At 63.7% G+C, this 22,580-nt stretch carries 23 protein-coding genes and 1 tRNA gene; 5 read left to right on the top strand and 19 right to left on the bottom strand.

What is annotated here, in order from left to right:
- Positions 1 to 757: 757 nt before the first annotated feature.
- Positions 758 to 843, bottom strand: a tRNA-Leu gene (locus tag BLR66_RS04355).
- A 158-nt stretch (positions 844 to 1,001) separates the two neighbouring features.
- Here BLR66_RS04355 and BLR66_RS04350 point away from each other — a divergent pair.
- A complete protein-coding gene (locus BLR66_RS04350; protein ID WP_343123912.1) occupies positions 1,002 to 2,582 on the top strand; it encodes an MFS transporter in 1,581 nt (526 codons plus the stop codon).
- Between the two features lie 211 nt (positions 2,583 to 2,793).
- On the opposite strand, the gene BLR66_RS04345 is transcribed toward BLR66_RS04350, so the two are convergent.
- The 14 genes from BLR66_RS04345 to BLR66_RS04280 form a co-directional block, all read right to left on the bottom strand.
- Positions 2,794 to 3,381 (bottom strand): cysteine dioxygenase family protein, encoded by a 588-nt coding sequence (locus BLR66_RS04345; RefSeq protein ID WP_093280377.1) that lies wholly within the window; start codon positions 3,379 to 3,381, stop codon positions 2,794 to 2,796.
- A 151-nt stretch (positions 3,382 to 3,532) separates the two neighbouring features.
- Entirely contained in the window at positions 3,533 to 4,645 is a 1,113-nt protein-coding gene (locus BLR66_RS04340) for a homoserine O-acetyltransferase MetX (RefSeq protein ID WP_093280376.1), read from the bottom strand.
- Positions 4,646 to 4,728: 83 nt separating this feature from the next.
- Positions 4,729 to 5,154 (bottom strand): organic hydroperoxide resistance protein, encoded by a 426-nt coding sequence (locus BLR66_RS04335; protein WP_093280375.1) that lies wholly within the window; start codon positions 5,152 to 5,154, stop codon positions 4,729 to 4,731.
- 122 nt (positions 5,155 to 5,276) lie between these two features.
- Positions 5,277 to 5,759, bottom strand: a complete 483-nt coding sequence (locus BLR66_RS04330; RefSeq protein WP_093280374.1) for a MarR family winged helix-turn-helix transcriptional regulator — start codon at positions 5,757 to 5,759, stop codon at positions 5,277 to 5,279.
- A 114-nt stretch (positions 5,760 to 5,873) separates the two neighbouring features.
- Complete coding sequence (locus BLR66_RS04325; protein WP_176943752.1) at positions 5,874 to 6,893, bottom strand: tetratricopeptide repeat protein; 1,020 nt, start codon at positions 6,891 to 6,893, stop codon at positions 5,874 to 5,876.
- Positions 6,893 to 7,324 carry a cytochrome c-type biogenesis protein gene (locus BLR66_RS04320; protein WP_255402300.1) on the bottom strand — a complete coding sequence of 144 codons (432 nt, stop codon included), beginning with the start codon at positions 7,322 to 7,324 and terminating at the stop codon, positions 6,893 to 6,895. The genes BLR66_RS04325 and BLR66_RS04320 overlap by 1 nt, the downstream gene beginning before the upstream one ends.
- Positions 7,324 to 7,914: a DsbE family thiol:disulfide interchange protein gene (locus BLR66_RS04315; protein WP_093284321.1), complete on the bottom strand. Its 591-nt coding sequence runs from the start codon at positions 7,912 to 7,914 to the stop codon at positions 7,324 to 7,326. The genes BLR66_RS04320 and BLR66_RS04315 overlap by 1 nt, the downstream gene beginning before the upstream one ends.
- A gap of 14 nt (positions 7,915 to 7,928) precedes the next feature.
- A complete protein-coding gene (locus BLR66_RS04310; RefSeq protein WP_093280372.1) occupies positions 7,929 to 9,845 on the bottom strand; it encodes a heme lyase CcmF/NrfE family subunit in 1,917 nt (638 codons plus the stop codon).
- Positions 9,846 to 10,313: a cytochrome c maturation protein CcmE gene (ccmE, locus tag BLR66_RS04305; RefSeq protein ID WP_093280371.1), complete on the bottom strand. Its 468-nt coding sequence runs from the start codon at positions 10,311 to 10,313 to the stop codon at positions 9,846 to 9,848. It lies immediately after the preceding gene.
- Positions 10,310 to 10,474, bottom strand: coding sequence for a heme exporter protein CcmD (gene ccmD, locus BLR66_RS04300; protein ID WP_093280370.1), 165 nt, complete (start codon positions 10,472 to 10,474; stop codon positions 10,310 to 10,312). Before ccmD ends, ccmE begins: the two co-directional genes overlap by 4 nt.
- The gene (ccmC, locus tag BLR66_RS04295) at positions 10,471 to 11,214 is read right to left on the bottom strand and encodes a heme ABC transporter permease CcmC (RefSeq protein ID WP_093280369.1); all 744 of its coding nucleotides are present in this window, start codon (positions 11,212 to 11,214) and stop codon (positions 10,471 to 10,473) included. The genes ccmD and ccmC overlap by 4 nt, the downstream gene beginning before the upstream one ends.
- A 13-nt stretch (positions 11,215 to 11,227) precedes the next feature.
- Positions 11,228 to 11,911, bottom strand: coding sequence for a heme exporter protein CcmB (gene ccmB, locus BLR66_RS04290; protein WP_093280368.1), 684 nt, complete (start codon positions 11,909 to 11,911; stop codon positions 11,228 to 11,230).
- A gap of 204 nt (positions 11,912 to 12,115) precedes the next feature.
- Positions 12,116 to 12,763: a heme ABC exporter ATP-binding protein CcmA gene (ccmA, locus tag BLR66_RS04285; RefSeq protein WP_093280367.1), complete on the bottom strand. Its 648-nt coding sequence runs from the start codon at positions 12,761 to 12,763 to the stop codon at positions 12,116 to 12,118.
- Between the two features lie 80 nt (positions 12,764 to 12,843).
- Complete coding sequence (locus BLR66_RS04280; RefSeq protein WP_093280366.1) at positions 12,844 to 13,347, bottom strand: DUF3293 domain-containing protein; 504 nt, start codon at positions 13,345 to 13,347, stop codon at positions 12,844 to 12,846.
- Positions 13,348 to 13,412: 65 nt separating this feature from the next.
- Here BLR66_RS04280 and BLR66_RS04275 point away from each other — a divergent pair, with 65 nt between their 5' ends.
- Together BLR66_RS04275 and BLR66_RS04270 are read left to right on the top strand one after the other, a co-directional pair.
- The gene (locus tag BLR66_RS04275) at positions 13,413 to 14,561 is read left to right on the top strand and encodes a pyridoxal phosphate-dependent aminotransferase (RefSeq protein ID WP_093280365.1); all 1,149 of its coding nucleotides are present in this window, start codon (positions 13,413 to 13,415) and stop codon (positions 14,559 to 14,561) included.
- 119 nt (positions 14,562 to 14,680) lie between these two features.
- The gene (locus BLR66_RS04270; RefSeq protein ID WP_093280364.1) at positions 14,681 to 15,478 is read left to right on the top strand and encodes an amidohydrolase; all 798 of its coding nucleotides are present in this window, start codon (positions 14,681 to 14,683) and stop codon (positions 15,476 to 15,478) included.
- A gap of 237 nt (positions 15,479 to 15,715) precedes the next feature.
- On the opposite strand, the gene BLR66_RS04260 is transcribed toward BLR66_RS04270, so the two are convergent.
- From BLR66_RS04260 to BLR66_RS04250, 3 genes are read right to left on the bottom strand one after another with little or no spacing between them, the layout of a single operon-like run.
- The gene (locus tag BLR66_RS04260; RefSeq protein ID WP_093280363.1) at positions 15,716 to 16,093 is read right to left on the bottom strand and encodes a hypothetical protein; all 378 of its coding nucleotides are present in this window, start codon (positions 16,091 to 16,093) and stop codon (positions 15,716 to 15,718) included.
- Positions 16,094 to 16,114: 21 nt separating this feature from the next.
- Positions 16,115 to 18,010: an ABC transporter ATP-binding protein gene (locus tag BLR66_RS04255; protein ID WP_093280362.1), complete on the bottom strand. Its 1,896-nt coding sequence runs from the start codon at positions 18,008 to 18,010 to the stop codon at positions 16,115 to 16,117.
- 48 nt (positions 18,011 to 18,058) lie between these two features.
- Positions 18,059 to 18,877 (bottom strand): dimethylarginine dimethylaminohydrolase family protein, encoded by an 819-nt coding sequence (locus tag BLR66_RS04250; protein ID WP_093280361.1) that lies wholly within the window; start codon positions 18,875 to 18,877, stop codon positions 18,059 to 18,061.
- 144 nt (positions 18,878 to 19,021) lie between these two features.
- Between BLR66_RS04250 and BLR66_RS04245 the strand changes: the two genes are divergently transcribed.
- Positions 19,022 to 20,536 (top strand): fumarate hydratase, encoded by a 1,515-nt coding sequence (locus BLR66_RS04245; RefSeq protein ID WP_176943814.1) that lies wholly within the window; start codon positions 19,022 to 19,024, stop codon positions 20,534 to 20,536.
- A 172-nt stretch (positions 20,537 to 20,708) separates the two neighbouring features.
- Positions 20,709 to 21,344: a glutathione S-transferase family protein gene (locus BLR66_RS04240; RefSeq protein ID WP_093280359.1), complete on the top strand. Its 636-nt coding sequence runs from the start codon at positions 20,709 to 20,711 to the stop codon at positions 21,342 to 21,344.
- A 48-nt stretch (positions 21,345 to 21,392) separates the two neighbouring features.
- Here BLR66_RS04240 and BLR66_RS04235 read toward each other — a convergent pair whose 3' ends face one another.
- Positions 21,393 to 22,511 carry a sterol desaturase family protein gene (locus BLR66_RS04235; RefSeq protein WP_093280358.1) on the bottom strand — a complete coding sequence of 373 codons (1,119 nt, stop codon included), beginning with the start codon at positions 22,509 to 22,511 and terminating at the stop codon, positions 21,393 to 21,395.
- Positions 22,512 to 22,580: the final 69 nt, after the last annotated feature.

The following is a 22,580-nucleotide window of genomic DNA, read 5'->3' as shown; positions in this document are numbered from 1 at the left end:
ACAAATGCCGGTTCCGGGGTCTACACCGACGTCCTTATACAACAAGGTGAAATGATCGGTGTTCCACACACACCCTATGAACTGTTTCGTTCGAGAAAATGCATTGCTCGGGTTGTAGAAAGGAACGGCAGCGCCTGCTGCCTCACATGCCGAGATGGCCGTGCCAGGACTATCGCCAAATCTGCCAGGAGGCCAGCTTCCCGGACCTGCAACGACACATGTTTGCGCGTCGGCAGCGCCTGAAATTATCAAAAGAAATGCCAAGAAAACCGTCGTCACATAACGGCGTGCCGTCAAGGCAAATGCGAAACGCATTCTCCTTGATCGTGTTGAGTCGAATCCTTCTGTGATCGTAAGAACTTCTTCTGGCGCCGCAATGCTTCCCTGCATGACTTGTCCCCTGATTTTGAGGCCTCACGATGGCTCAAAGGACCGACCGGCGCAAGACGATTTAAAGTTTTCAGTATTTAGTGAGAAGAGTCACGTTAGACCGCAGGCACTGGTGTTCCAGCAAAATCGACAGTGCTATCGCAAGTAACGCCCCTTCATCTCAAACGCAATCCGCAATGCCATCGCCTCATCGCGGGCAGGTCGCTCCATTCGATAGCGAAGAGAGTGCATTCTGTAAAGAATGAAACTTGTTTCCAGGACAGGGCCGTTTGTGGTTAAGAGGGAAACGCACTCCTTAAGTCTTTGCAAGACTGCAACCAGAACCGCTCCAAACAAAAAGGCCTAGCCTCGCGGCTAAGCCTTTTCTTGGTGCCGAAGGTGGGACTCGAACCCACACGCTTTTAAGGGCGGCGGATTTTGAGTCCGCTGCGTCTACCATTCCGCCACTTCGGCGCGGCCGCGAAGTATAGCGGAGTGCGTGGCGATTGCCCAATGGTGGCGGCCTTGTTGGGTGGGGAAGGGCGGGTCCGGCGCTGGCCAGGATGCTGCACCGCGGGATGCATTCCAGGGAGGATTGGGTATCTTGACAGCGCTGTCAGCTAGTGCCGTGCATGGCGGCCGGCAACGGAACTCCAGCATCGCCTAGTATTGCGCGTCGGGTCAGGGCCGGGTGCGCCGCGGTGCACTGGTTCTCACGCCGTCTCCGACCGACACCCCAAACCTCCCGGGAAGAAAACAACAACATGGCCACACAACAGACCCGCTGGTCGCAGTTCGGCGTACTCATCACGGTATTTTTCTTCTGGGGATTCGTCGCGGCCAGCAACGACATCCTGATCCCGGTGTTCAAGACCGCCTTCGGCCTGACCCACGCGCAGAGCCAGCTGGTTTCGGTGGCGTTCTATGTGGCCTATACGGTCGGATCGATTATCTATTTCCTGGTGTCGATGTTCGTTGGCGGCGACGTCCTGAACCGGATCGGCTACAAGAATGGCATCGCCCTGGGTCTGGTGATTTCGGCCGTCGGCACCCTGCTGTTCTACCCGGCCGCCAACCTGGGCTCGTTCAACCTGATGCTCGCAGGCTTGTTCATCGTCGGCCTGGGCTTCTCGCTGCAGCAGATCGCCGCCAATCCCCTGGCGATCGTCATGGGCGACCCGCACACCGGTTCGCAGCGCCTGACCATGGCCGGCGGCGTCAACAACTTCGGCACCACCATCGGGCCGCTGCTGGTCAGCGTGGCGATCTTCGGCAGCGTCGCCGCCGGCGGCACCGAAGCCAGCATCGAAAGCGTGAAGACGCCTTACCTAGTGCTGGGCCTGGCCTTCATCCTGGTGGCGGTGTTCCTGAAGTTCTCCTCGGTGCCGGACCGCATCGACCTGGATCAGGTCACCGAATCCGAAGCCCAGGACAACAGCAAGCTGCTGCATAAATCCTCGGCATTCGGCTACCCGCAGCTGGTGCTGGGCATGCTGGCGATCTTCGTGTACGTGGGGGTGGAGGTTTCCACCGTGGCCAACCTGCCGGCGTATCTGCAGGAAAGCATGGGTATTTCCACTTCCTCGGTAGCGCCTTATGTGTCGCTGTACTGGGCCAGCCTGATGATAGGCCGCTGGACCGGCGCCGCCGGTGCCTTCAATGTCGGCGCCAGCGCCAAGCGCCTGCTGACCCTGATCCTGCCGTTCCTGGCCTTCGGCGTGTTCCTGGCGGTCAATGCGATAGCCAAGCACGAAGTGTCGCAGTTCCTGGGCTATGTATTCGTCATCGCCTTGATGATCCTGGCCACGCTGGCCAGCCGCGGAAGCCCGGCGCGCATGCTGCTGTATTTCGCGATCTGCGGTATCGCCGCGTTGCTGATCGGCATGTTCACCACCGGCAAGGCCAGCGCGGTCGCCTTCATCAGCGTCGGCCTGTTCTGCAGCACCATGTGGCCCTGCATTTTCGCCCTGTCGATCACCGGCCTGGGCAAACATACCAATCAAGGCAGCAGCCTGCTGATCATGATGATCATGGGCGGCGGCATCGTCAGCTGGATCCAGGGCATGGCCGCGGACAGCATCGGCATGCAGATGAGCTACATCGTCGGTGTGGCCTGCTTCGCCTACCTGGCTATCTATGCGCTGCTCACGGTGGGCATCCTGCGCTCGCAGGGTATCGATCTGGACAAGATAAGTGCGGATGGGGGGCACTGAGGTTACAGGTCGTCATCGCGGTACTGAGACCCAAGGATCGTCATCCCAGCGAAAGCTGGGATCCATTTTGATCTTGCCCTGAGTAACCGTCGGCCATCCAAAGCTAACGTCAAAATGGATCCCAGCTTTCGCTGGGATGACGACACCTAATTTTGACGGACTATTTCGACGACCCGTTTTTAGCCAGGGCCGAGTCTAAGCGGCCCTGCGATCAGTTCGGCACGATCTGGTCGGTGCCCAGCAGGCGCTCGCCGCGGCTCTGCCATTCCGCATCTTCGCCGGTCGGCGAGAACACGCCGCAGCGGACCATGGTGCGCTGGTAGACATGCAGTGACACCGCGATGGCCTTGTCGCTGGGGTTGCGGATGGTGTGGTACTCGTGCGGCGGAATCAGGCTGCCCGCCGAACCGGTGCCGGCCTCGATGGTGCCGGCGGCGACGAAGCGGTAGCGGTCGTCGTCGCGCTCGGCCAGTTCGTACTGGGTGATTTCCAGACGGCCTTTCCAAACGCCTTCCACGCACCACATGCCGGAATGGTCGTGGATCTTGGTGCCCTGGCCGGGGCCCCAGGTCATCGCCACCACGCTGTAGCCGTGTTCGGGACTGGTGTAGAGCTCGCGGCGCGCGTAGTGGTCGGCGATGGGCTCCAGCACGCATTCGGGCAGGGCCACGTCCTGGTCGCAGATCATTTCGCACAAGGTCTTGCGCAGGGCATCGGTAATGGCGCGGTCGTCGCCCAGCGCGACAGCTGCGTCCAGCGAGGCGATCAGTTTGTCGTGGCCGGGGAAGTCGAGGGTCATGGCGTGGATCCGGCGGAAGTGTGCGGCCATTTTAGCCGCTACGGTCCGCCGGAAGCAGAACGACGTGGGAGCGGCCTCCGGCCGCGAGCTCTTTTTGCCTGGATATCCCGGGAAAGAGCTCGCGGCCGGAGGCCGCTCCCACGTGTTTGGGCTACAGGGAGTCCAGAAAGCCTTGTACGGCCGGCCCGAAGCGCTCGATATCCACCAGGAACGCGTCATGCCCCTGCGGCGATTCAAGCGGCTGGAACTGCGCATCGGCCCCGCCCAGGCGCAGGCCTTCCGCGATCTGCTGCTGTTGCTGCAGGGGAAACAGGATGTCGGTGGCCGCGCCGATGGCCAGCGCTTTTTCCACCTTGATCCGCGCCAGTCCCTGCAGCACGTCGCCCCCAGCGACTTCGGCCAGGTCGAACCAGTCCATCGAGCGGCTGAGGTAGAGGTAGCAGTTGGGGTCGAAACGGCGGACGAAGCGGCGTGCGTGGCCTTCCAGGTAACTCTCCACCTGGAACTCCAGGCCGAAGGGCTCTTCGTCGGGATGGTCCGATTCCAACCGCACCCGGCCGAAGCGGCCGTCCCATTCCAGCGCCGAACGGTAAGTGATGACGCCCAGTTTGCGTGCCATGCGCATGCCGGATTCCGGATACGAGGCGTCGTCGTAGTCGCCGTTGTTCCACTTCGGGTCCAGCCGGATCGCCTCGCGCTGCAGCGAACGGATGGCGATGGAAAACGGGAGCGCCTGCGCGCTGCCGGAAATATTGATATGGGTGCGCGCCAAGCCGGGGTGGCGCAGCAGGAACGCCAGCGCGGTCATGCCGCCCATGGAATTGCCGATCAGGCAGGCCAACCTTTCGATGCCCAGACCCCGCACCACTTCGCGTGCGGCATCGGCGCCGTCTTCTACCGACAGTTCCGGGAAATCCAGACGGTACAGGCGGCCGGTCGCCGGATCGGTCGAAGCCGGACCGGTGGAGCCCTTGCAGCTGCCCAGCGAATTCACGCACACCACGAACCAGCGGTCGGTATCGATGGGCTTGCCCGGCCCGATCATCGGTTCCCACCAGCCGGCTTCGGGATTGCCGGCATTGCGGGCGGCATGGGCATCGGGCGACAGGCCGGTGACGATCAGCACGGCGTTGTCGCGTGCTGCGTTCAGTTCGCCCCAGGTTTCGTAGGCCACCCGCGCGCCGTGCAACTCGCCGCCGCGCTTCATGGAAAACGGCGAGGGCAGGGAATGGAAGCGGGTGCCTGGAGGAATGAATTCGGTCATCGGGCCAGTTTAGCAGCGCGCCACGCGGTCGAACCGCGTGGCGTCCGCTGGCAGCGACAGCCAGCAAGGCCATCGCCACGTTGTCACACCAGCGTCAGCGTCACATCGATATTGCCGCGGGTGGCGTTCGAGTACGGGCACACCACATGGGCCATCTGGACCAGTGATTCGGCTTGCTCGCGCGGCAGACCGGGCAACGAGATCTTCAGTTCGACTTCAATGCCGAAGCCATTGGGAATCTGGCCGATGCCGACATTGCCTTCGATGGACACATCGGCGGGCAGTGCGATCTTCTCGCGGCCGGCGACGAATTTAAGCGCGCCGATGAAGCAGGCCGAATAACCTGCGGCGAACAGTTGCTCGGGGTTGGTGCCGTCGCCGCCGGCGCCGCCCAGTTCGCGCGGGGTGGTCAGTTTGACGTCCAGCACGTTGTCGGAGGAGACGGCACGGCCGTCACGGCCGCCGGTGGCGGTAGCGGTGGCGCGGTAGAGGACTTTTTCGATGGACATGGGTAACTCCTGAGTGGTGAGGGGCGGCCTGGAAAGGACCGGTGGCCGCTGCCGGTTTGTATAATGCGCTATTATATAGCGCGCTATATATTTATCGAAGAGACTTCATTGGGTTGTCCGTATCAGTCGGCCTGCGTGCTCGCGATCAGATTGCCGCGCAGCGATTCCAGGCGCGACTTGATCTGTCCAAGCTGATCGACGCCCAGCGCGGCGGCGCAGAACACGCCCTCCGGAACCTCTACCGCCCGGGCCTTGAGTGCCTTGCCGCTGCGGCTGAGTGCGATCACCACCTGGCGTTCGTCGTCGGCGGAGCGGGTACGGGTCAGCAAGCCGGAAACTTCCAAACGCTTGAGCAAAGGGGTCAACGTGGCCGAGTCCAGGAACAGGCGCTCGCCGATCTCCGACACCGTCAACTCGTCGCGTTCCCACAGCACCAGCATGACCAGGTACTGCGGATAGGTCAGGCCCAGCGGGGCCAGCAGCTTGCGGTACACCTTGTTCATGGCCAGCGAGGCCGAATACAGGGTGAAGCACAACTGGTTGTCCAGCTTCAGCAGCGCGTCGGCGCTGGCCTTGGGGGAACGGGTGGGGGTTTTGGTCGCCATGCCGCCAATATAAATAGCGCGCTATATAATTGCAAGCTACTTATTGCGTCGCGCCGACGAATGGCATTCGAGGTGATGGAAAAGGAAAAGCAATTCCGCGCCGCTCCGGCGGAGCTACGGGTTCGCGCCGCCCAGAACCAGTTCGACAGGCGCAGCGGCCGGCAGGCTCACGCGCACCGGCTTGGACTCCAGATCGCCTTCCTGGCGCATCGGGTCGCCGCTGGCCGACAGGCGCGCGATCAGTTCCACTTCCTTCAGCGCGGAAAGTTTCTGCGTGGGCATGGGGCTGTCGCCGTCGTCCAGCGTCAGGCTGAGGGGAAGATCCTGCAGGCTGTGTTTTTCCACCGCGACCGGCATCGGCGGACCGCCGGGGATGCGCGCGATCACGAACACGGTGGTGTCGCCGCGCAGGCGTACGCGCGAGGCGAAGTCCGGATCGAGCGCGACCTTAACCGTCAGCGCGTTGGCGCCGGCGGTCCGGGTAGCGGGTTCGGCAGCGGCCGGCAACGGCGACAGGCCGGCTTCGGCGCGGGCGGCGTCGATCTGCTTGCGCAAAGTGGCGGCCGTGGCCGGATCCACCTGGGAAAGCAGTGGTTCCCAGGTCTTGGCGGCTTCGGCCGGCTGTCCATTCTGGCGCTGGGAAATACCCAGCAGCCAGATCGCGCGCTGGTGGCCGGGCTGCTGCGTCAGGGCGTGCTTCACCCAGGCGATGGCTTGGCTATCGAGCTTGCGCTCGGACGACGCGTACAGGCGTGCCTGCGCGGCTTCGACCAGCAGATTCGGATCGTCCGGCAGCAGCTTCACGGCCTGCGCGAAAGCTTCGCTCGATTCGGCCATCTTGCCTTGCGAGGCAAGCGTTTTCCCCAACAGCTGCCAGCCTTCGGGCTGGTTGGGATTGCGTTTGAGTTCGGTGCGCAACTCGGCGATGGCTGCATCCAGGGACATCGGTGCTTCGCTGGCGGCTTGCTCGATGGAAGCGGGCGTTCCGGTCACGCGGTACAGGGCAAACGTCGCCAAGCCCAGCGCCGCAATGCCGCCCAACACCAACGTGCGCGAATCGCGCCACAGCGGCCACAGCACGCCGCCCAGCACCGCCACGCTCAGCAACACGGCTAGTGCGATGAAGGTTGCCATCACCACTCCTGATTGTCGTCGTCGGCCACCGTGCCGGCGGCGCTGCGCTTGCGCACGATGCGGAACACGATGGCGGCGCCTGCCAGCAGCAGCAGCGCCGGGCCGAACCACAGCAGCCAGGTATTGCTCGCGACATCGGGTTTGTACAGGACGAATTCGCCGTAGCGTTCGACCAGGAAGCGCTTGATCTCTGCGTCGGACTTGCCCTGGTTCATCAGGTCCAGCACCTCGCGACGCAGGTCGTGCGCGATCTGCGCGTTGGAGTCGGCCAGCGATTGGTTCTGGCACATCACGCAGCGCAATTCGGCGGTGAGCTGGTGGAAACGTTCTTCCTGGGCCGCGTCGCGGAACTGCAGCGGCGTGGGATCGCTGACCTGCGCGCGCGCCAGCGGAGACAGCAACAGCATTGCGAGCAGGAGCAAGGTCTTCATCACTTTTCCGCTTCCGCCTTTTCAAGCGCGGGAATCAGTTCCTCGGCGATGATCTCATCGGTGATCGCGCCCACGTGTTTCCAGCGGACGATGCCTTTGCCGTCCACCAGGAAGGTTTCCGGAGCGCCATAGATACCCCAGTCGATCGCGGTGCGGCCTTCCTCGTCGGCCACCACCATCAGGTAGGGATTGCCGAACTGCTCCAGCCAGCGCAAAGCGTCTTCGCGCGGATCCTTCAGGTTGTAGCCGATGAAGCGCACGCGCTTGGTCAGCGCGAACTTGCTGATCACCGGATGCTCCACGCGGCATTCCGGGCACCAGCTGCCCCACACATTCATCACGAACGGCTGGCCGCGCAATTCGGCCAGAGTGAAACGCTTGCCCGGCTCGTGCAGCAGCGGCAGGTCGAAGGCCGGCGCCGGTTTGCCGATCAGCGGCGAGGGCAGGGCGTCGCGGCCGGCGCGGTCCGATTGCTTCACGCCGTAGTACAGCAGTCCCATCAAGCCGATGAAGAACAGGGCGATGATCACGCCGGCAAAGACGAACGCACCGGTGTGCGGCGACTTCGGCGCGGGGGCGGGTTGGTTCATCGCGGGCTGGTTCATTACTTATTCTCGGTTTTGCGGAAACGTCGGTCGGTGGCGGTGACGAAACCGCCCAGCGCCATCAGGCCGGCGCCCAGCCAGATCCAGCGCACGAACGGCTTGATATGGATGCGCACCGCGCGCGCCTGGCCGCCCAGCGATTCGCCCAAAGCTACGTAGACGTCGCCGAACACGCCAGGGTAGATGCCGACTTCGCTCATCACCTGTCCACCGCTGGCGTAGGCGCGTTTCTCGGGATTGAGCAGCACCAGCGGCTGGTCGCCGCGAAACACCTGCACGTGCCCACGCGTGGCCAGGTAGTTGGGACCTTGCAGTTCGTCCACGCCTTCGTAGCGGAACGAGTAGCGTCCGATCCGTTCCGACTGGCCCGGCGTCATCGCCAGCTCGCGCTGCACGTTAAGGCCTTCCACCAGCAACGCGCCGATCAGGAACACGGCGATGCCGCCATGCGCCAGGGTCATGCCCAGCATCTCGGCGGTGAAACGGTTGCCCTTGGATTTGAAGCGCGACCACAGGAAACGCAAGGTGCCGAAAGCGACCCAAGCGGCAGTGGCGATGCCAGCGGCGGTTTTCCACTTCCCTTGCGGCGCGGTGAAGTAGGCGATCGCTCCCAGCACCAGCGCCAGCACCGCCCAGGGCGCCAGCATGCGCAGCGGCCGAGACATTTCCTCGCGTTGCCAGCGGGTCAGCGGCCCGAACGGCAGCAGCAGCACCAGCGGCGCCATCAACAACAGGAACAGCAGGCCGAAGTAGGGCGGCCCGACCGATATCTTGCCCAGCCCCAGCGCATCGGCGAGCAGCGGATACAGCGTGCCCAGCAGCACCATCGCGCAAGCGCAGGTCAGCAGCACGTTGTTGGCCAGCAGCAGGGTTTCGCGGGAGCTGGCGGTGAAGGGCGCGCCCTGTTCGAGCCGCGATACGCGCAGCGCGTACAGGACCAGCGAACCGCCTATCACCAGACCCAGGAAAATCAGAATGAAAAGTCCGCGCGAGGGATCGGCGGCGAAGGCATGCACGCTGGTCAGCACCCCGGAGCGCACCAGGAAAGCACCCAGCAGCGACAGCGAAAACGCTGCGATAGCCAGCAACAAAGTCCAGCCGCGGAAACTGCCGCGCTTTTCGGTCACCGCTTGCGAATGCAGCAGCGCCGCACCGGCCAACCAGGGCATGAAGCTGGCATTCTCCACCGGATCCCAGAACCACCAGCCGCCCCAGCCCAGTTCGTAATACGCCCACCAACTGCCCAGGGCGATGCCTATGGTCAGAAAGCCCCAGGCGATATTGGTCCACGGCCGCGTCCAGCGCAGCCAGCGCGCATCCACGCTGCCGTCGATCAACGCAGCGATGGAGAAAGCGAACGGCACCACAAAACCCACGTAGCCGATGTACAGCATCGGCGGGTGGATGATCATCCCCACGTCCTGCAGCAACGGGTTGAGGTCGCGGCCTTCCAGCGGCGCGGGCAGCAGGCGGACGAAGGGATTGGAGGTGAAGATCAGGAAGGCCAGGAAGCCCAGGCTGATGAGCCCGATCACACCCAGCACGCGCGCGATCACGCGTTCGGGAAGTCCGCGCGAGAATTCGGCCACCGCGGCATTCCACACCGCCAGCACCAGCGTCCACAGCAGCAGCGAGCCTTCATGCGCGCCCCAGACCGCGGTGTAGCGGTACACCATGGGCAGCAGCGAATTGGAGTTGTCGGCCACGTACTTGACCGAGAAATCCTGGGTGACGAAGGCCACGGTCAGGACCACGAACGCGCCGAGCACCAGGAACAATTGCGCGTAGGCGGCGGGGCGGGCGACGGCCATCCAGCCGGACTTGCCGCGCTGCACGCCGGCCAGCGGCAATACCGCCTGCAGGCCCGCGATGAGCAGCGCCAGGATCAGCGCTACCTGGCCGAGTTCGGGCAGCATCTAGCGTTGTTCCGTTGCGGCGGCGGGCGCCTGCACGTCGTGCTTCTTGTGCGCCATGCCCATCTTGTCGGCGACTTCCTTGGGCATGTAATTCTCATCGTGCTTGGCCAGCACGTCCTCGGCCACGAATACGCCATCCTTCATGGTTCCCGTGGCCACTACCGCTTGGCCTTCGCGGAACAGGTCGGGAAGGATGCGGTTGTAGACCACCGGCAACAGCGCATCGCCATCGGTGACCTTGAAGTGCACTTCCAGCGAGCCGGGTGTACGTTGGAACGAACCTTTCTCGACCATGCCGCCCAGACGGAAGCGCGCACGCTCGCCGGTTTCACCGCGCAGCACTTCGGCAGGCGTGTAGAGATAGGCGACATTGCGTTGCAAGGCGAACACCACCAGGGTAGTGGCGACGCCCGCCGCAACGACTAGCAACAGCACCCATAGCAGGCGACGGCGGCGGACCGGATTCATCGGCTCAGCTCCACGGGCTCGGCGCGTTTGGCATCGCGGGCTTTGCGCATGCGCGCGGCGCGCAATTCGCGGCGGATCTGCAGGTGCGGGACCAGCAGATCCCAGAGCATCACCACGGCGAATACCGCATAGGCGCCGATCACGTAGTTCAGATAGGTCATGATTGCGCCGCCAGTTTCGCGACCCAGTCCTTGCCGGCCTCGCGCCGCAGATTGTCGGCGCGCGCGCGCGACAGCAACGAGCCGACGAACCAGAACTGCACGGCCACGAACATCAGCCAGAACGGCAGCTGCATGCTGGGGTCGATCTTGGAGTCGCCGAACAGGCTGATGGTCTGGCCCTGGTGCAGCGAGTTCCACCACACCACCGAATACTTGATCACCGGCAACAGCGCCACGCCCACGATAGCCAGCAGCCCGGCGGCGCGCGCTGCCGCACGGCGGTCGTCGATGGCGTGGTACAGGCCGGTCACGCCCAGATACAGAAACAGCAGGATCAGCTCCGTAGTCAGGCGCGGGTCCCAGTCCCACCACGTGCCCCACATCGGCTTGCCCCAGATCGAACCGGTGACCAGGGTGATGAGAGTGAAGGCGGCACCGACCGGCGCGCAGGCCATGGCCAGGATTTCGCAAAGTTTGATCCGCCAGATCAGCGCGATGGCCGCATAGACCGCCATCACTCCGAATACCAGCATGCTCATCATCGCGCTGGGCACATGGATGTAGAAGATGCGGAAACTGTCGCCCTGTTGGTAGTCCGCAGGCACCTGGAAGGCCTGCCACAGGCCGATGCCCATCAGGACGAAAGCGACGGCATAACACCACGGCGCCCAGCGGGCCGCGAAGCGGTCGAAGATCGGCGGCGAGCCGAGTTGGTGGAACCAGAGCAGGACGGGATTCATGCGTACGGAAACTTCAATGCAGTGCGATACGGATCGCCGCCGCAGCGGCCAGGGGCGCCAGTACCAGTGCCAGCACCAGTCCCGCGCCTAGGAAAAGCAGTGCGCCGATGGCGTCCAGGCCCTGCGCGCTGCGGGCGACGCTGCCGGCACCGAAGATCAGCACGGGGACGTACAGCGGCAACGCCAGCAGAGCGACAAGAATACCAGAGCGCCTCATGCCGACCGTCAGCGCGGCTACCACCGCGCCCAGCAGGCTCAGCAAAGGCGTGCCCAAGGCCAGCGAAGCCAGCAGTACAGGAAGCTGATCGCGGGGAAGATGCAGCAGCTCCCCCAGCAGGGGTGTGGCCAGGATCAGCGGCAGCGCGGTCGTCAGCCAATGGCTGAGTACGCGCACGGCCACCAGCCAGGCAAGCGGCACGGGAGCCAGGATCCATTGCTCCAGCGAACCGTCCTCGGCATCGCCGCGGAACAGCGTATCCAGCGACAGCAAGCCGGCCAGCAACACCGCCACCCACATCACCGCCGAGGCCACTTTCGCCAATGCCTGCGGTTCGCCGCCCAGCGCCAGCGCGAACAGCACCACCACCAGCAGGGCGAACAGGGCCGGCTGGAAGGCGTCGCCGCGGCGGCGCCATAACAGCCGCAGGTCGCGGACCAGTAGCGCATTGCCTGCCTGCAGCAGGGAAGGCCCGTTCACGGCCGGTCTCCAACCGCGGCGGGAAATTGCATTCCCCCCCTTTGGAAAAGGGGGGCAGGGGGGATTTGCTCTTGCTCTTGATGGGAGCCGCCGAGGAAAGTCAAAAGCAAATCCCCCAGTCGCCGGTGGAGCCGGCGCCAGCCCCCTGTTTCAAAGGGGGAAAATTCAAAGGGGGCAAAAGCGAGTTGAGTGCGGCGTAGGACTTCAAGCATTTGCAGCCCCCAGCACCAGCATCCGCGTCTGCACCGGCGGCGCGGCATAGGCGCCATGGGTGGTCACCAGCGCGGCGCCGCCATCGCGCAAATGCGCGGAAATCATGCGGTTGACCAGATTGATGCCGTCCAGATCCAGGTTGGCGTAGGGCTCGTCCAGCAGCCACAGCGGCGCCGGCGACAGCCACAGGCGGGCCAGCGACAGGCGCTTTTTCTGGCCGGCGGAAAGCTGGCGCGCAAGCGTGTCTTCATAACCGGCCAATCCGACCATGCCCAGCGCATCGGCCGGCAACTGGCGCGCCCGGCGCCCATGCAGGCCGCACAGGAAATCCAGGTTCTCCATTGCGTTCAGGTCGGCCTTCAGCGCCGGCAGGTGGCCCAGATAGGCGATGGCGTGCGAGCGCAGGCTGGCCTGGGCGGTGTGGCCGTCGATGTCGATTTCGCCCGAATCCGCGCGCAGCAGTCCGGCCAGGACGCGCAGCAAAGTGGTCTTGCCAGCGCCGTTGTCGCCCTGCACCAGCAAGGCCTCGCCCGCGCCGACCGCGAAGTCCAGCGGCCCGAACACCGGTTCGTCGTTGCGTGCGAAAGCGAGTCCGCGTGCGGCGAGCAGCGGTAGGGTGGAGTGCGGGGACGGGGTCATCTGCGCCCATTGTAACGGCGCGCCCGCTTCAACTGCCTTGCTCGGCTGGCCAGTTCAGCGGGCCAGCCCGGCAGACCTGCTCATCCAGCCCAGTCGGTGTAGGGCTCGTCGGCCACGCCCGGCGGACGCGGCCACAGCATGCGCAGACGCACCGGTTCGCCGCGTTTCCAGTAAAGCGTGGCGGCCTGGCCGAATTCCCGCGCCCAGGCGTCGCCGGTTTCCACCGGCACATCCAGGACCACCCAGCCGTATTCCACCGCGCCGCCCTGCGCGTTGCTTCCCAGCGAGGAACAGTGCCGGAATCCGCCATCCCGGATGCGCGCCTGCAGATGCTCGTCGGCCGCCATGTTCTGGGCCACGGTCGCGGCGCTGGGGGCGGGATTCCAGGCGGTGATGAACAGATAGTGTTCGGCACCGAGCTCGCGTTCGATGTCGTCGGCCAGCTGGCCCACGCCGAACAGCCATTCCCTGTGCCCGATGGTCACGAAATAATGGGCTACGGCATAGGCCGTCGCCAGCTGCGCCGTCTGTTCGTCATGAAGCGTGGTTCCGTCCATGGCGTCATCATCCCTGTTCTCCGTCATTGCGTACACTCCCGTTCCGCAAGACTCACTCCCCCGACCCACCCCCACGATCCATGGAACGGCCGATGCCCTTCGAAACCAAGCTGCCCAAAGTGGGCACCACCATATTCACCGTCATGTCCCAGCTGGCTGCCGAACACGGCGCGGTCAACCTGGGACAGGGCTTCCCCGATTTCGCCGTGCCGCAACGGCTGGTGGACGAGCTGGCCGGCGCCATGCGTGCCGGCCACAACCAGTACGCGCCCATGACCGGCGTGCCGGCGCTGCGCCAGGCCATCGCCGCCAAGGCATTGCGCTGCTACGGCGCGCAAGTGAACGCCGATATCGAGATCACCGTGACCAGTGGCGCCACCGAGGCGATCTTCAACGCCATCCACGCGGTGGTGCGGCCGGGCGAGGAAGTGATCGTGCTGGATCCGGCCTACGACTGCTATGAACCGGCCATCGACCTGGCCGGAGCCAAGGCGGTGCATGTGGCCCTGGATCCGCAGACTTTCGCGGTGGACTGGCAAAAGGTCCAGGACGCCATCACTCCACGTACGCGCCTGCTGATGATCAACAGTCCGCACAATCCGTCCGGTGCGATGCTCGGGGAAGACGACCTGCGCCAGTTGGCCGGAATTTTGAGCGGTACCGACATCTTCCTGGTCTCGGACGAGGTCTATGAGCACATCGTCTTCGACGGCCGCCGCCACGAATCGGTGCTGCGCTACCCGGAACTGGCCGCGCGCGCCTTCGTCGTCTCCAGCTTCGGCAAGACTTACCACTGCACTGGCTGGAAGATCGGTTATGCGATCGCGCCGCCTGCCTTGAGCGCCGAGTTCCGCAAGGTGCATCAGTACAATACTTTCACGAGTTTTTCGCCCGCGCAGTACGCATTCGCGGCGATGATCCGCGACGAGCCCGAGCACTACGAGCAACTGGGCGCGTTCTACCAGGCCAAGCGCGATCGTTTCCGTGAGCAGTTGCTGGCGACCAAGCTGAAGCCGCTGCCGGTGCCGGGCGGGTATTTCCAGTTGGTGGACTATTCGGCGGTGAGCGATCTGCCGGACGCGGAATTCGTCAAGTGGCTGACGGTGGAGCACGGCGTCACCGCGATTCCGCTGTCGCCGTTCTACGAATCGCCGCCATCGGGCCAACGCCTGGCGCGGCTGTGTTTCGCCAAGAACGATGCGACGATGGATGCGGCGATCGAACGGTTGCTGAAACTTTAATTTTTGTTCGTCATTCCCGCGAAGGCGGGAACCCAGCGACTTTGCTCTGTCGATACTGAGAAACGCAAAGCCACTGGATCCCCGCCTTCGCGGGGACGACGTCGGAAGGAGAATGAGTCTTGCAAGATCTTAGAATTTCACTCGTACAAGGCGCCACCCGCTGGCACGATCCGGACGCCAATCGCGAGTACTACGGCGAGCTGATCAATCCGCTGGCCAACGCGACCGATCTGGTGATCCTGCCGGAGACCTTCACCAGCGGTTTCAGCAACGAAGCCATCGACAAGGCCGAAGGCATGGACGGGCCGACGGTGCGCTGGATAAGCGAGCAGGCCATCGCACTGGATGCCGCGGTGACCGGCAGCGTGCAGTTGCGTACCGAACAGGGCGTGTTCAACCGCCTGCTATGGGCTACGCCCGATGGCGAACTGCAGTACTACGACAAGCGGCATCTGTTCCGCTACGCCGGCGAGCACAAGCGCTACGCAGCCGGCGAAAAACGCCTGACGGTGGAATGGAAGGGCTGGCGCATCAATCCGCTGGTCTGCTACGACCTGCGTTTTCCGGTGTATTCGCGCAACCGCTACAACGTCGAGCGCGAGGGCCAACTGGATTTCGATCTGCAGATTTTCGTCGCCAACTGGCCGGCGGCACGGGCGTATGCGTGGAAAACGTTGCTGCGCGCCCGTGCCATCGAGAATCTCTGCTACGTGGCCGCGGTGAACCGTGTCGGCGTGGACGGCAACGGGCTGGAATATTCGGGCGACAGTGCGGTGATCGATTTCCTGGGCCAGCCGCTGATCGAAACCACCGGCGAAGAGGGTGTCGTCAGCAGCGTTATCTCCGGCGCAGAGCTCGCCGCGCACCGCGAACGATTTCCCGCGATGCTGGATGGCGACGCTTTCTCGCTTTCCTGATCGGCTGCCTGTCGGTCCGGCGATGAACCGGTCTCTTCCTGCGACCCTGTGGACCATCGGCCATTCGGTCCGACAGTGGGAGGAGTTCGTGGCGATGCTGGCCGCGGCGCGTGTCGAAATACTAGTAGACGTACGCCGACCCGCAGGCATCGCTGTTCTGAAGGTAGGTCGGGGCTACGCCCCCGACACTGCGTGTACTTTCGGCACGCCTAGCGTCGGGGGCGTAGCCCCGACCTACTATTTGCTGAAAGAGAGTTCGAGGGAGGTATAGAAGGGCGCGCGCGGCGGCACGATCAAGGTCTTGCCGGAAACGTATTTGCGCATGCATATGCCGATTGGCGAAGAGCCCTGCAGCCAGGTGCGCACCACCTTGCCCTGCGCGTCGAGTTCCATCACCACCACGAACGGCGACAGATCGGGAGTGGGCGTGGCGCAGGCGGCGGTGCCGGCGTCGAGTAGCTCGCCCTGCGATTTCAGCAAGCTCGTCGAGGCTTCCGGCGCAAGCGATCCCTCGTCTTTATCCGCCAGTGCTTTGGCTTCGGCGTATTCCAGTACGGGCGCAGCGGAGAGCTGGCCGCTGAGCATCGCCAGTGCAACTAATACGATGAGTTTCATTTGTTTTTCCTTCCGGTCCTTTCAACGATAGCCCGAAGCCTGCAGCTCGAACAGTTCCGCATAACGCCCGCCCTGCGCCAGCAGTTGTTCGTGGGTGCCGCTGGCTTCCAGTTGGCCCTGTTCCAGGACCAGGATACGGTCGGCCATGCGCACACTGGAGAAGCGGTGCGAGATCAGCACGGCGGTGCGGTCGTCCGACAGTTCCTTGAAACGCTGGAACACTTCGAATTCCGAACGCGCATCCAGTGCTGCAGTGGGTTCGTCCAGGATCATCACCTGCGCATCGCGCATGTAGGCGCGGGCGATGGCGATCTTTTGCCATTGGCCGCCGGACAGATCCACGCCGGTCTTGAAGCGGCGTCCGACCAACTGGTCGTAGCCATTGGGCAGAGTGGTGATGACTTCGTCGGCCATCGCCCGCCGCGCGGCATCGCGGATGCGCTCGCCGTCGTCCATCGCATCGACCTGGCCCACGCCGATGTTTTCACCGGCAGTGAGGTTGTAACGGACGAAGTCCTGGAAAATAACGCCGATGTTCGCGCGCAGGTCCTCGATGTCGTATTCGCGCAGGTCCACTCCATCCAGCAGGATGCGGCCTTCGTCCGGGTCGTATAGGCGCGCCAGCAGTTTCACCAGCGTGGTCTTGCCCGCGCCGTTCTCGCCGACCAGCGCCAGCACTTCGCCGGCGCGCAGTTCGAAAGTGAGATGGCGTACTGCCCAGCGTTCGGCATCGGGATAGCGGAAGCCCACGTCCTCGAAAGTGAAGCCGCGCGCGATCGGTTTGGGAATGGCGACCGGGTTTTCCGGCGAAGTGATTTCAGGTTCGATCTCGAAGAAAGAGAACAGGTCGTCCAGGTAAAGCGCCTGGCTGGCGACCTGCGAGAACCCGACCAGCAACCCTTCCAGCAACTGTCGCAAGCGACGGAAGCTGCCGGCAAGGAAAGTCAGGTCGCCGATGGTGAAATCGCCGCGCACGGTGCGCCAGGCGATGTAGGCATAGGCGATGTAGTAACCCAGCGTCCCCAATGCGGCGAACACCGCCCCCCAGAAGGCGCGCTTCTTGGCCAGGGAGCGGTTGGCCTTGTAGAACTTGTCGGCCAGGGTGCGGTAACGGCCGATCAGGAAGTGGTGCAGATTGAAGATCTTCACTTCCTTGGCGCTTTCCACGCTGGCGCCGGTCTGCTTGACGTATTCCAGCTGCCGGCGCTCGGGCGTCCAGGCGTAATTCAACGAATAACCCATTGCATTGAAATGCGCCTCGCCGACGAAGGCCGGGATCAGCGCCACCGCCAGCAGCGCGATCAACCACGGCGCATAGACCAGCAGGCCGGCGGCGAAACTGATGACGGTGATCGCGTCCTGCACCTGTCCGAACAAGGTGCTCATCAGGTTCATGCGGCCCATGGTCTGGCGGCGCGCGCGGTCCAGCTTGTCCTGCAGATCGGGGTCTTCGAAATCCTCGAGGTCCAGGGTGGCGGCGTGCTCCATCAGGCGGATGCTGGTGGCGTTGGTGAACAGCTCCGACAGCAACGAGTCGGCGTAGCTGACCATGCGCCCTAGCAGATCCGAAAGGATGGCCAGCGCGAACTCCAGCACCAGCAGCCATAACAGTGGGTTGAGTTGCCCGCTGCGGTAGGCCTCGCCGAGGTCCTGGAAACCCAGCCCCAATCCGACCAGCCGTACTGCCTCGTCGATGATCAGCTTGCCGATGTACAGGGTGACGATGGGTAGCAGCGAGCGCACCAGGCGCAAGCCCAGGCTGCTGATGGTCAGCCAGGGGCTGGTGGCCCAGATCTGTCTGAGGAACGGCGGCAGATTGCGCATCGCATTGAAGCGCTCGCGCAGGCTGGGACCGGATTTGCCCTGCCTGGAAGAGGCGGCGGCCGGCGCGGCTGAGGCAGGGGTCGGTTCGGCCATGCCGGCATTGTGCCGTGGGCGCGGTGAATTACGAAATCGAAGGGCGGCTTAGGGCTCGTCCAGCCGCAGAGTGAGGCATTTGGCCGAGCCGCCCGCCTTCAGGAATTCGTCGAGCGGCGTCTCGATCACTTCGAACCCCGCATTCTCCAGAGCGGTTTTCAATGCGCTGCTGGCGCGGTTGACCACTACGCTCGTGCCGATATTGACGGCATTGCAGGCGAAGGCCAAAGCATCCTGTTCGGAAACGGCGATGCGACGGGACTCGGGTATGCGCGAAGCAATGGCGCCGATAGCCTCGGCGTCGAAGGCGGGCGGGTAGTACAGAAGCCAGCCGCCGGTCAGTGGGCAGAAGCAGGTATCCAGGTGGTAGAAGCGGGGATCGGACAGGCGCAACGGGATCGCTTCCAGATCGAACATGGCCGCGACTTCCTGCGCGACGCCCGCATCGCTGCGATGGCCGTGGCCCAGCCAGAGCCTGGGCGCGTCGCGGTCCAGCAGCGCATCACCGGCCCCTTCGAAATCCATTCCCGCCGGTAGCTGGCGAATGGTGAACCCCTGCTGCGCGAACCAATCGGTGAACAAAGCCTCCTCGCCCCGCCGCTGCGCGTGATGGAAGCGGCTGGGCACGAACACATCGCCCAGCACCAGCCCCGCATTGGCGGTGAAAGGCATGTCCGGCAGGCCCTCACCCGCTGCGATCAGGTCGATTCCCGCCAGGTCCGATAACACTCCGTGCAGCGCCGCCCATTGCGATTGCGCACGGGCGGCATCTGCGGAGTGCAGATTTCCTTCCATCCAGGGGTTGATCACATAATCCACCGCGAAATGGGTGGGTGGGCACATCAGGAAGCGGGGGTTGGAGGGCATACGCGATTCCAGCGGGTTTCAAGGGGACGTTGCGGCAATACGGCTTCCGGCGCAATGACGGCCCGCCACTCGGGTAAAATCCGCTACGCAACCCAGCCAGCCACAGAGCCAGTCGTGAGTCCAGATTCCCCAGCCGCGATCGACATTTCGATCAAACAGGAAGACTTCATCCAGAGCGTCGCCGACGCCCTGCAGTACATCAGTTATTACCATCCGGTCGATTACATCCGCAATCTCGCCGCTGCCTACGAGCGCGAGGAGTCGGAAGCGGCCAAGGACGCCATCGCCCAGATCCTGATCAATTCGCGTATGTGCGCCGAAGGCCATCGGCCGATCTGCCAGGACACCGGCATCGTCACCGTGTTCCTGGAAATCGGCATGAACGTGCGTTGGGCCGACGCCACCATGGGCGTGGAGGACATGGCCAACGAAGGCGTGCGCCGCGCCTACAACCATCCGGACAACAAACTGCGCGCCAGCGTGCTGGCCGACCCTGCCGGCAAGCGCGCCAATACGAAGGACAACACACCGGCCGTGGTCAACATGAAAGTCGTGCCGGGCAATACGGTCGAGGTGATCGTCGCGGCCAAGGGCGGCGGTTCGGAAGCCAAGTCCAAATTCGCCATGCTCAATCCTTCCGATTCCATCGTCGACTGGGTATTGAAGACCGTGCCAACCATGGGCGCAGGCTGGTGCCCGCCGGGCATGCTGGGCATCGGCATCGGTGGCACCGCCGAAAAGGCAATGCTGCTGGCCAAGGAAGCGTTGATGGAGCCCATCGACATCACCGATCTGCAGGCGCGCGGCGCCTCCAATCGCGCCGAGGAATTGCGGCTCGAGCTGTACGAAAAGGTCAACGCGCTCGGTATCGGTGCGCAGGGCCTGGGCGGGCTGACCACGGTGCTGGATATCAAGGTGAAGGACTACCCGACCCACGCGGCGAACCTGCCGGTAGCGATGATTCCGAACTGCGCCGCCACGCGCCATGCGCATTTCACACTGGACGGCAGCGGGCCGGTGATGCTGGATCCACCCTCACTGGAGGATTGGCCGAAGCTGACCTACGACGCCAGCAAGGGTCGTCGCGTTGATCTCGATACATTGACCAAGGAAGACGTCGCCAGCTGGAAGCCGGGCGAGGTACTGCTGCTCAACGGCAAACTGCTGACCGGCCGCGATGCCGCGCACAAGCGCATGATCGACATGCTCAACAAGGGCGAGCCGCTGCCGGTGGATCTGAAGGGCCGCTTCATCTATTACGTGGGCCCGGTGGATCCGGTGCGCGATGAGGTGGTCGGCCCGGCCGGCCCCACTACCGCCACGCGCATGGACAAGTTCACCGAACAGGTGCTGGCGCAGACCGGGCTGATGGGCATGGTCGGCAAGGCCGAGCGTGGTCCGGCCGCGATAGAGGCGATCAAGAAGCATCGGTCCGCCTACCTGATGGCGGTCGGTGGCGCGGCTTATCTTGTCTCCAAGGCGATCAAGGCGGCCAAGGTCGTTGGTTTTGCCGATCTGGGCATGGAAGCGATCTACGAATTCGAAGTTCAGGACATGCCGGTGACCGTCGCCGTCGATTCGCAGGGTACGTCAGTGCACAACACCGGGCCGAAGGAATGGCAGGCGCGCATCGGCAAGATTCCGGTGGTGGTGGAATGATTTTTCTCTCCTTCTCCCTCCGGGAGAAGAGCCTGCCCCGTACTTGATACGGGGTGCCGAAGGCGGATGAGGGTACGGCGAAGTCCATGTGGCGCCACTGCCTGGACTTCGCCGTACCCTCACCCCAACCCCTCTCCCGTAGGAGAGGGGCTCAAAACTTTCAGGAGCTTGAATGTCGACGACACTTTATGGTTCGCGCAGCACCGCCAGCCTAGTCGTGCACTGGCTGCTGATCGAACTCGATGTTCCGCACACGCTGCACCTGCTCGATTTCGACAAGCAGGAACAGAAATCGGCCGAATACCTGAAACTCAATCCGGCCGGCGTGGTGCCCACGCTGGTGCAGGACGGGCAGACCATCACCGAGGCGCCGGCCATAGTTATGCACCTGGCCGATAGCCATCCCCATGCCAGTCTGGCGCCGCCGGCCGGTTCGCCCGAACGCGCCCAGTACTACCGCTGGATGCTGTTCATGGCCAATACGCTGCAGCCAGCTTACCGGGCGTGGTTCTATCCGCCCGAGATCGCCGGCGCGGAAAATGTAGAAGCGGTCAAACAGCACGCACGGCAGAAGATCGAAAGCGCCTGGCAGCGGGTCGCCGATCACCTCGAGGCCAATGGTCCGCATCTGCTCGGTGAAAAACTGTCCGCCGCCGATTTCCTGCTGACCATGCTGATGCGGTGGTCGCGGAACATGCCCAAGCCCTCGGATACTTGGCCGGTATTGCTGGCCTACGCGCAGAACATGAAAGCGCGTCCGGCGTTCAAAGAAGTCTACGCACGCGAAGGGCTGACCGACTGGACCTAGCCCGGTAGAGCCGAACAAGCTCGGCTCTACCGGCGTGAGCGGGTACGATCAGCTCACGAAATCGTCGTACTGCTTCTTGCCGCGGAACGGCATCAGGTGCTGTTCGACGATGCCGCGCGGCACTGTCTCCAGCTTCATCACCCCATACTCGACAGGCCATTGCGACTGATCGCGCGGCAGCTTGAAGGTGCCCATCAGCATGTCGACTAGCGGCAGGTGGATGGCGTAGTTGACGTCGATGTATTCCTTCTGGCGCGCGTGGTGCCAGTGGTGGTAGCGCGGCAGCACCAGCAGATATTCCAGCGGCCCGAAGCGGATGCCCAGGTTGGCGTGCGCAAGCACGGCCTGCAGACCCACCAGTACTACGTATGCGTTCACCGCAGAGGCCGAGAAGCCCAGGATCAGCAGCGGCAGCAGCACCGCACTGCGGGTCATCACGATCTCCACGAAGTGGATGCGCGAACCCGCCAGCCAGTCCATCTCGCGGCTGGAGTGGTGCACGGCGTGGAAACGCCAGAGCCAGGGGATGTTGTGGTAAGCGCGGTGAAGCAACGCCTGGGCCAGGTCGGCCACGAACACGGCGATGAGAAATTGTGCCCACACCGGCAATGACTGAATCGCGGCCTTGAGCGCGGGGAACATCGCCAGCCCGGCGATGGTCGAGGTCGAGGCGGTGACCAGGATCAGGATGAACTGCACCAGCACATGGCTCATGAAGAAGTAAGCCAGATCGGTGCGCCAGCCGGACCGCAGCGGAGAGATGTCGCGCTTGCCCAGGAAGCGTTCCATCGGCACGAACACCAGTGCCGAGAAGAACAGCGAGATCACGAACCAGTCCAGCCCCAGCGAATAGGAGGTCTTGCCTATCGAATCGAACTGCACATTGGTCCCGCCCACCAGCACCGCCAAGGTGGCACTGCCCACCCCGAGTAATGCGACGCGCCGGTTGCGGCCGCGCAGGATGGCCAGAGTACCCAGCAGGAAGGCCGCGACCAGGCCGACCAGCAGAAGGTTGCGGGCGAAGGTTTCGCTGTAGACCGCGCGGAATTCCTTGCTGGTCAGCAGTTCGGGGAAGTGGAAGCACAGCACGCCGAAAAGACTGAGCAATCCCAGCAGGGCAGAGGTATAGGCGGTGTAGGAGCGTTTGGGGCGCGGTAAGCTGGACATGCGGATCGTGGCGGGAGCCTGTCGGCGGAGTCCGCGAATAGTCCACTGCCTGCGCGTCGCATTCAAGCG

The sequence above is a fragment of the Pseudoxanthomonas sp. CF125 genome (genome assembly GCF_900104085.1).
Lineage (GTDB): Bacteria > Pseudomonadota > Gammaproteobacteria > Xanthomonadales > Xanthomonadaceae > Pseudoxanthomonas_A.
Note: the sequence above shows the minus strand (reverse complement) of the source record. Positions and strands in the feature narration are given on the sequence as shown.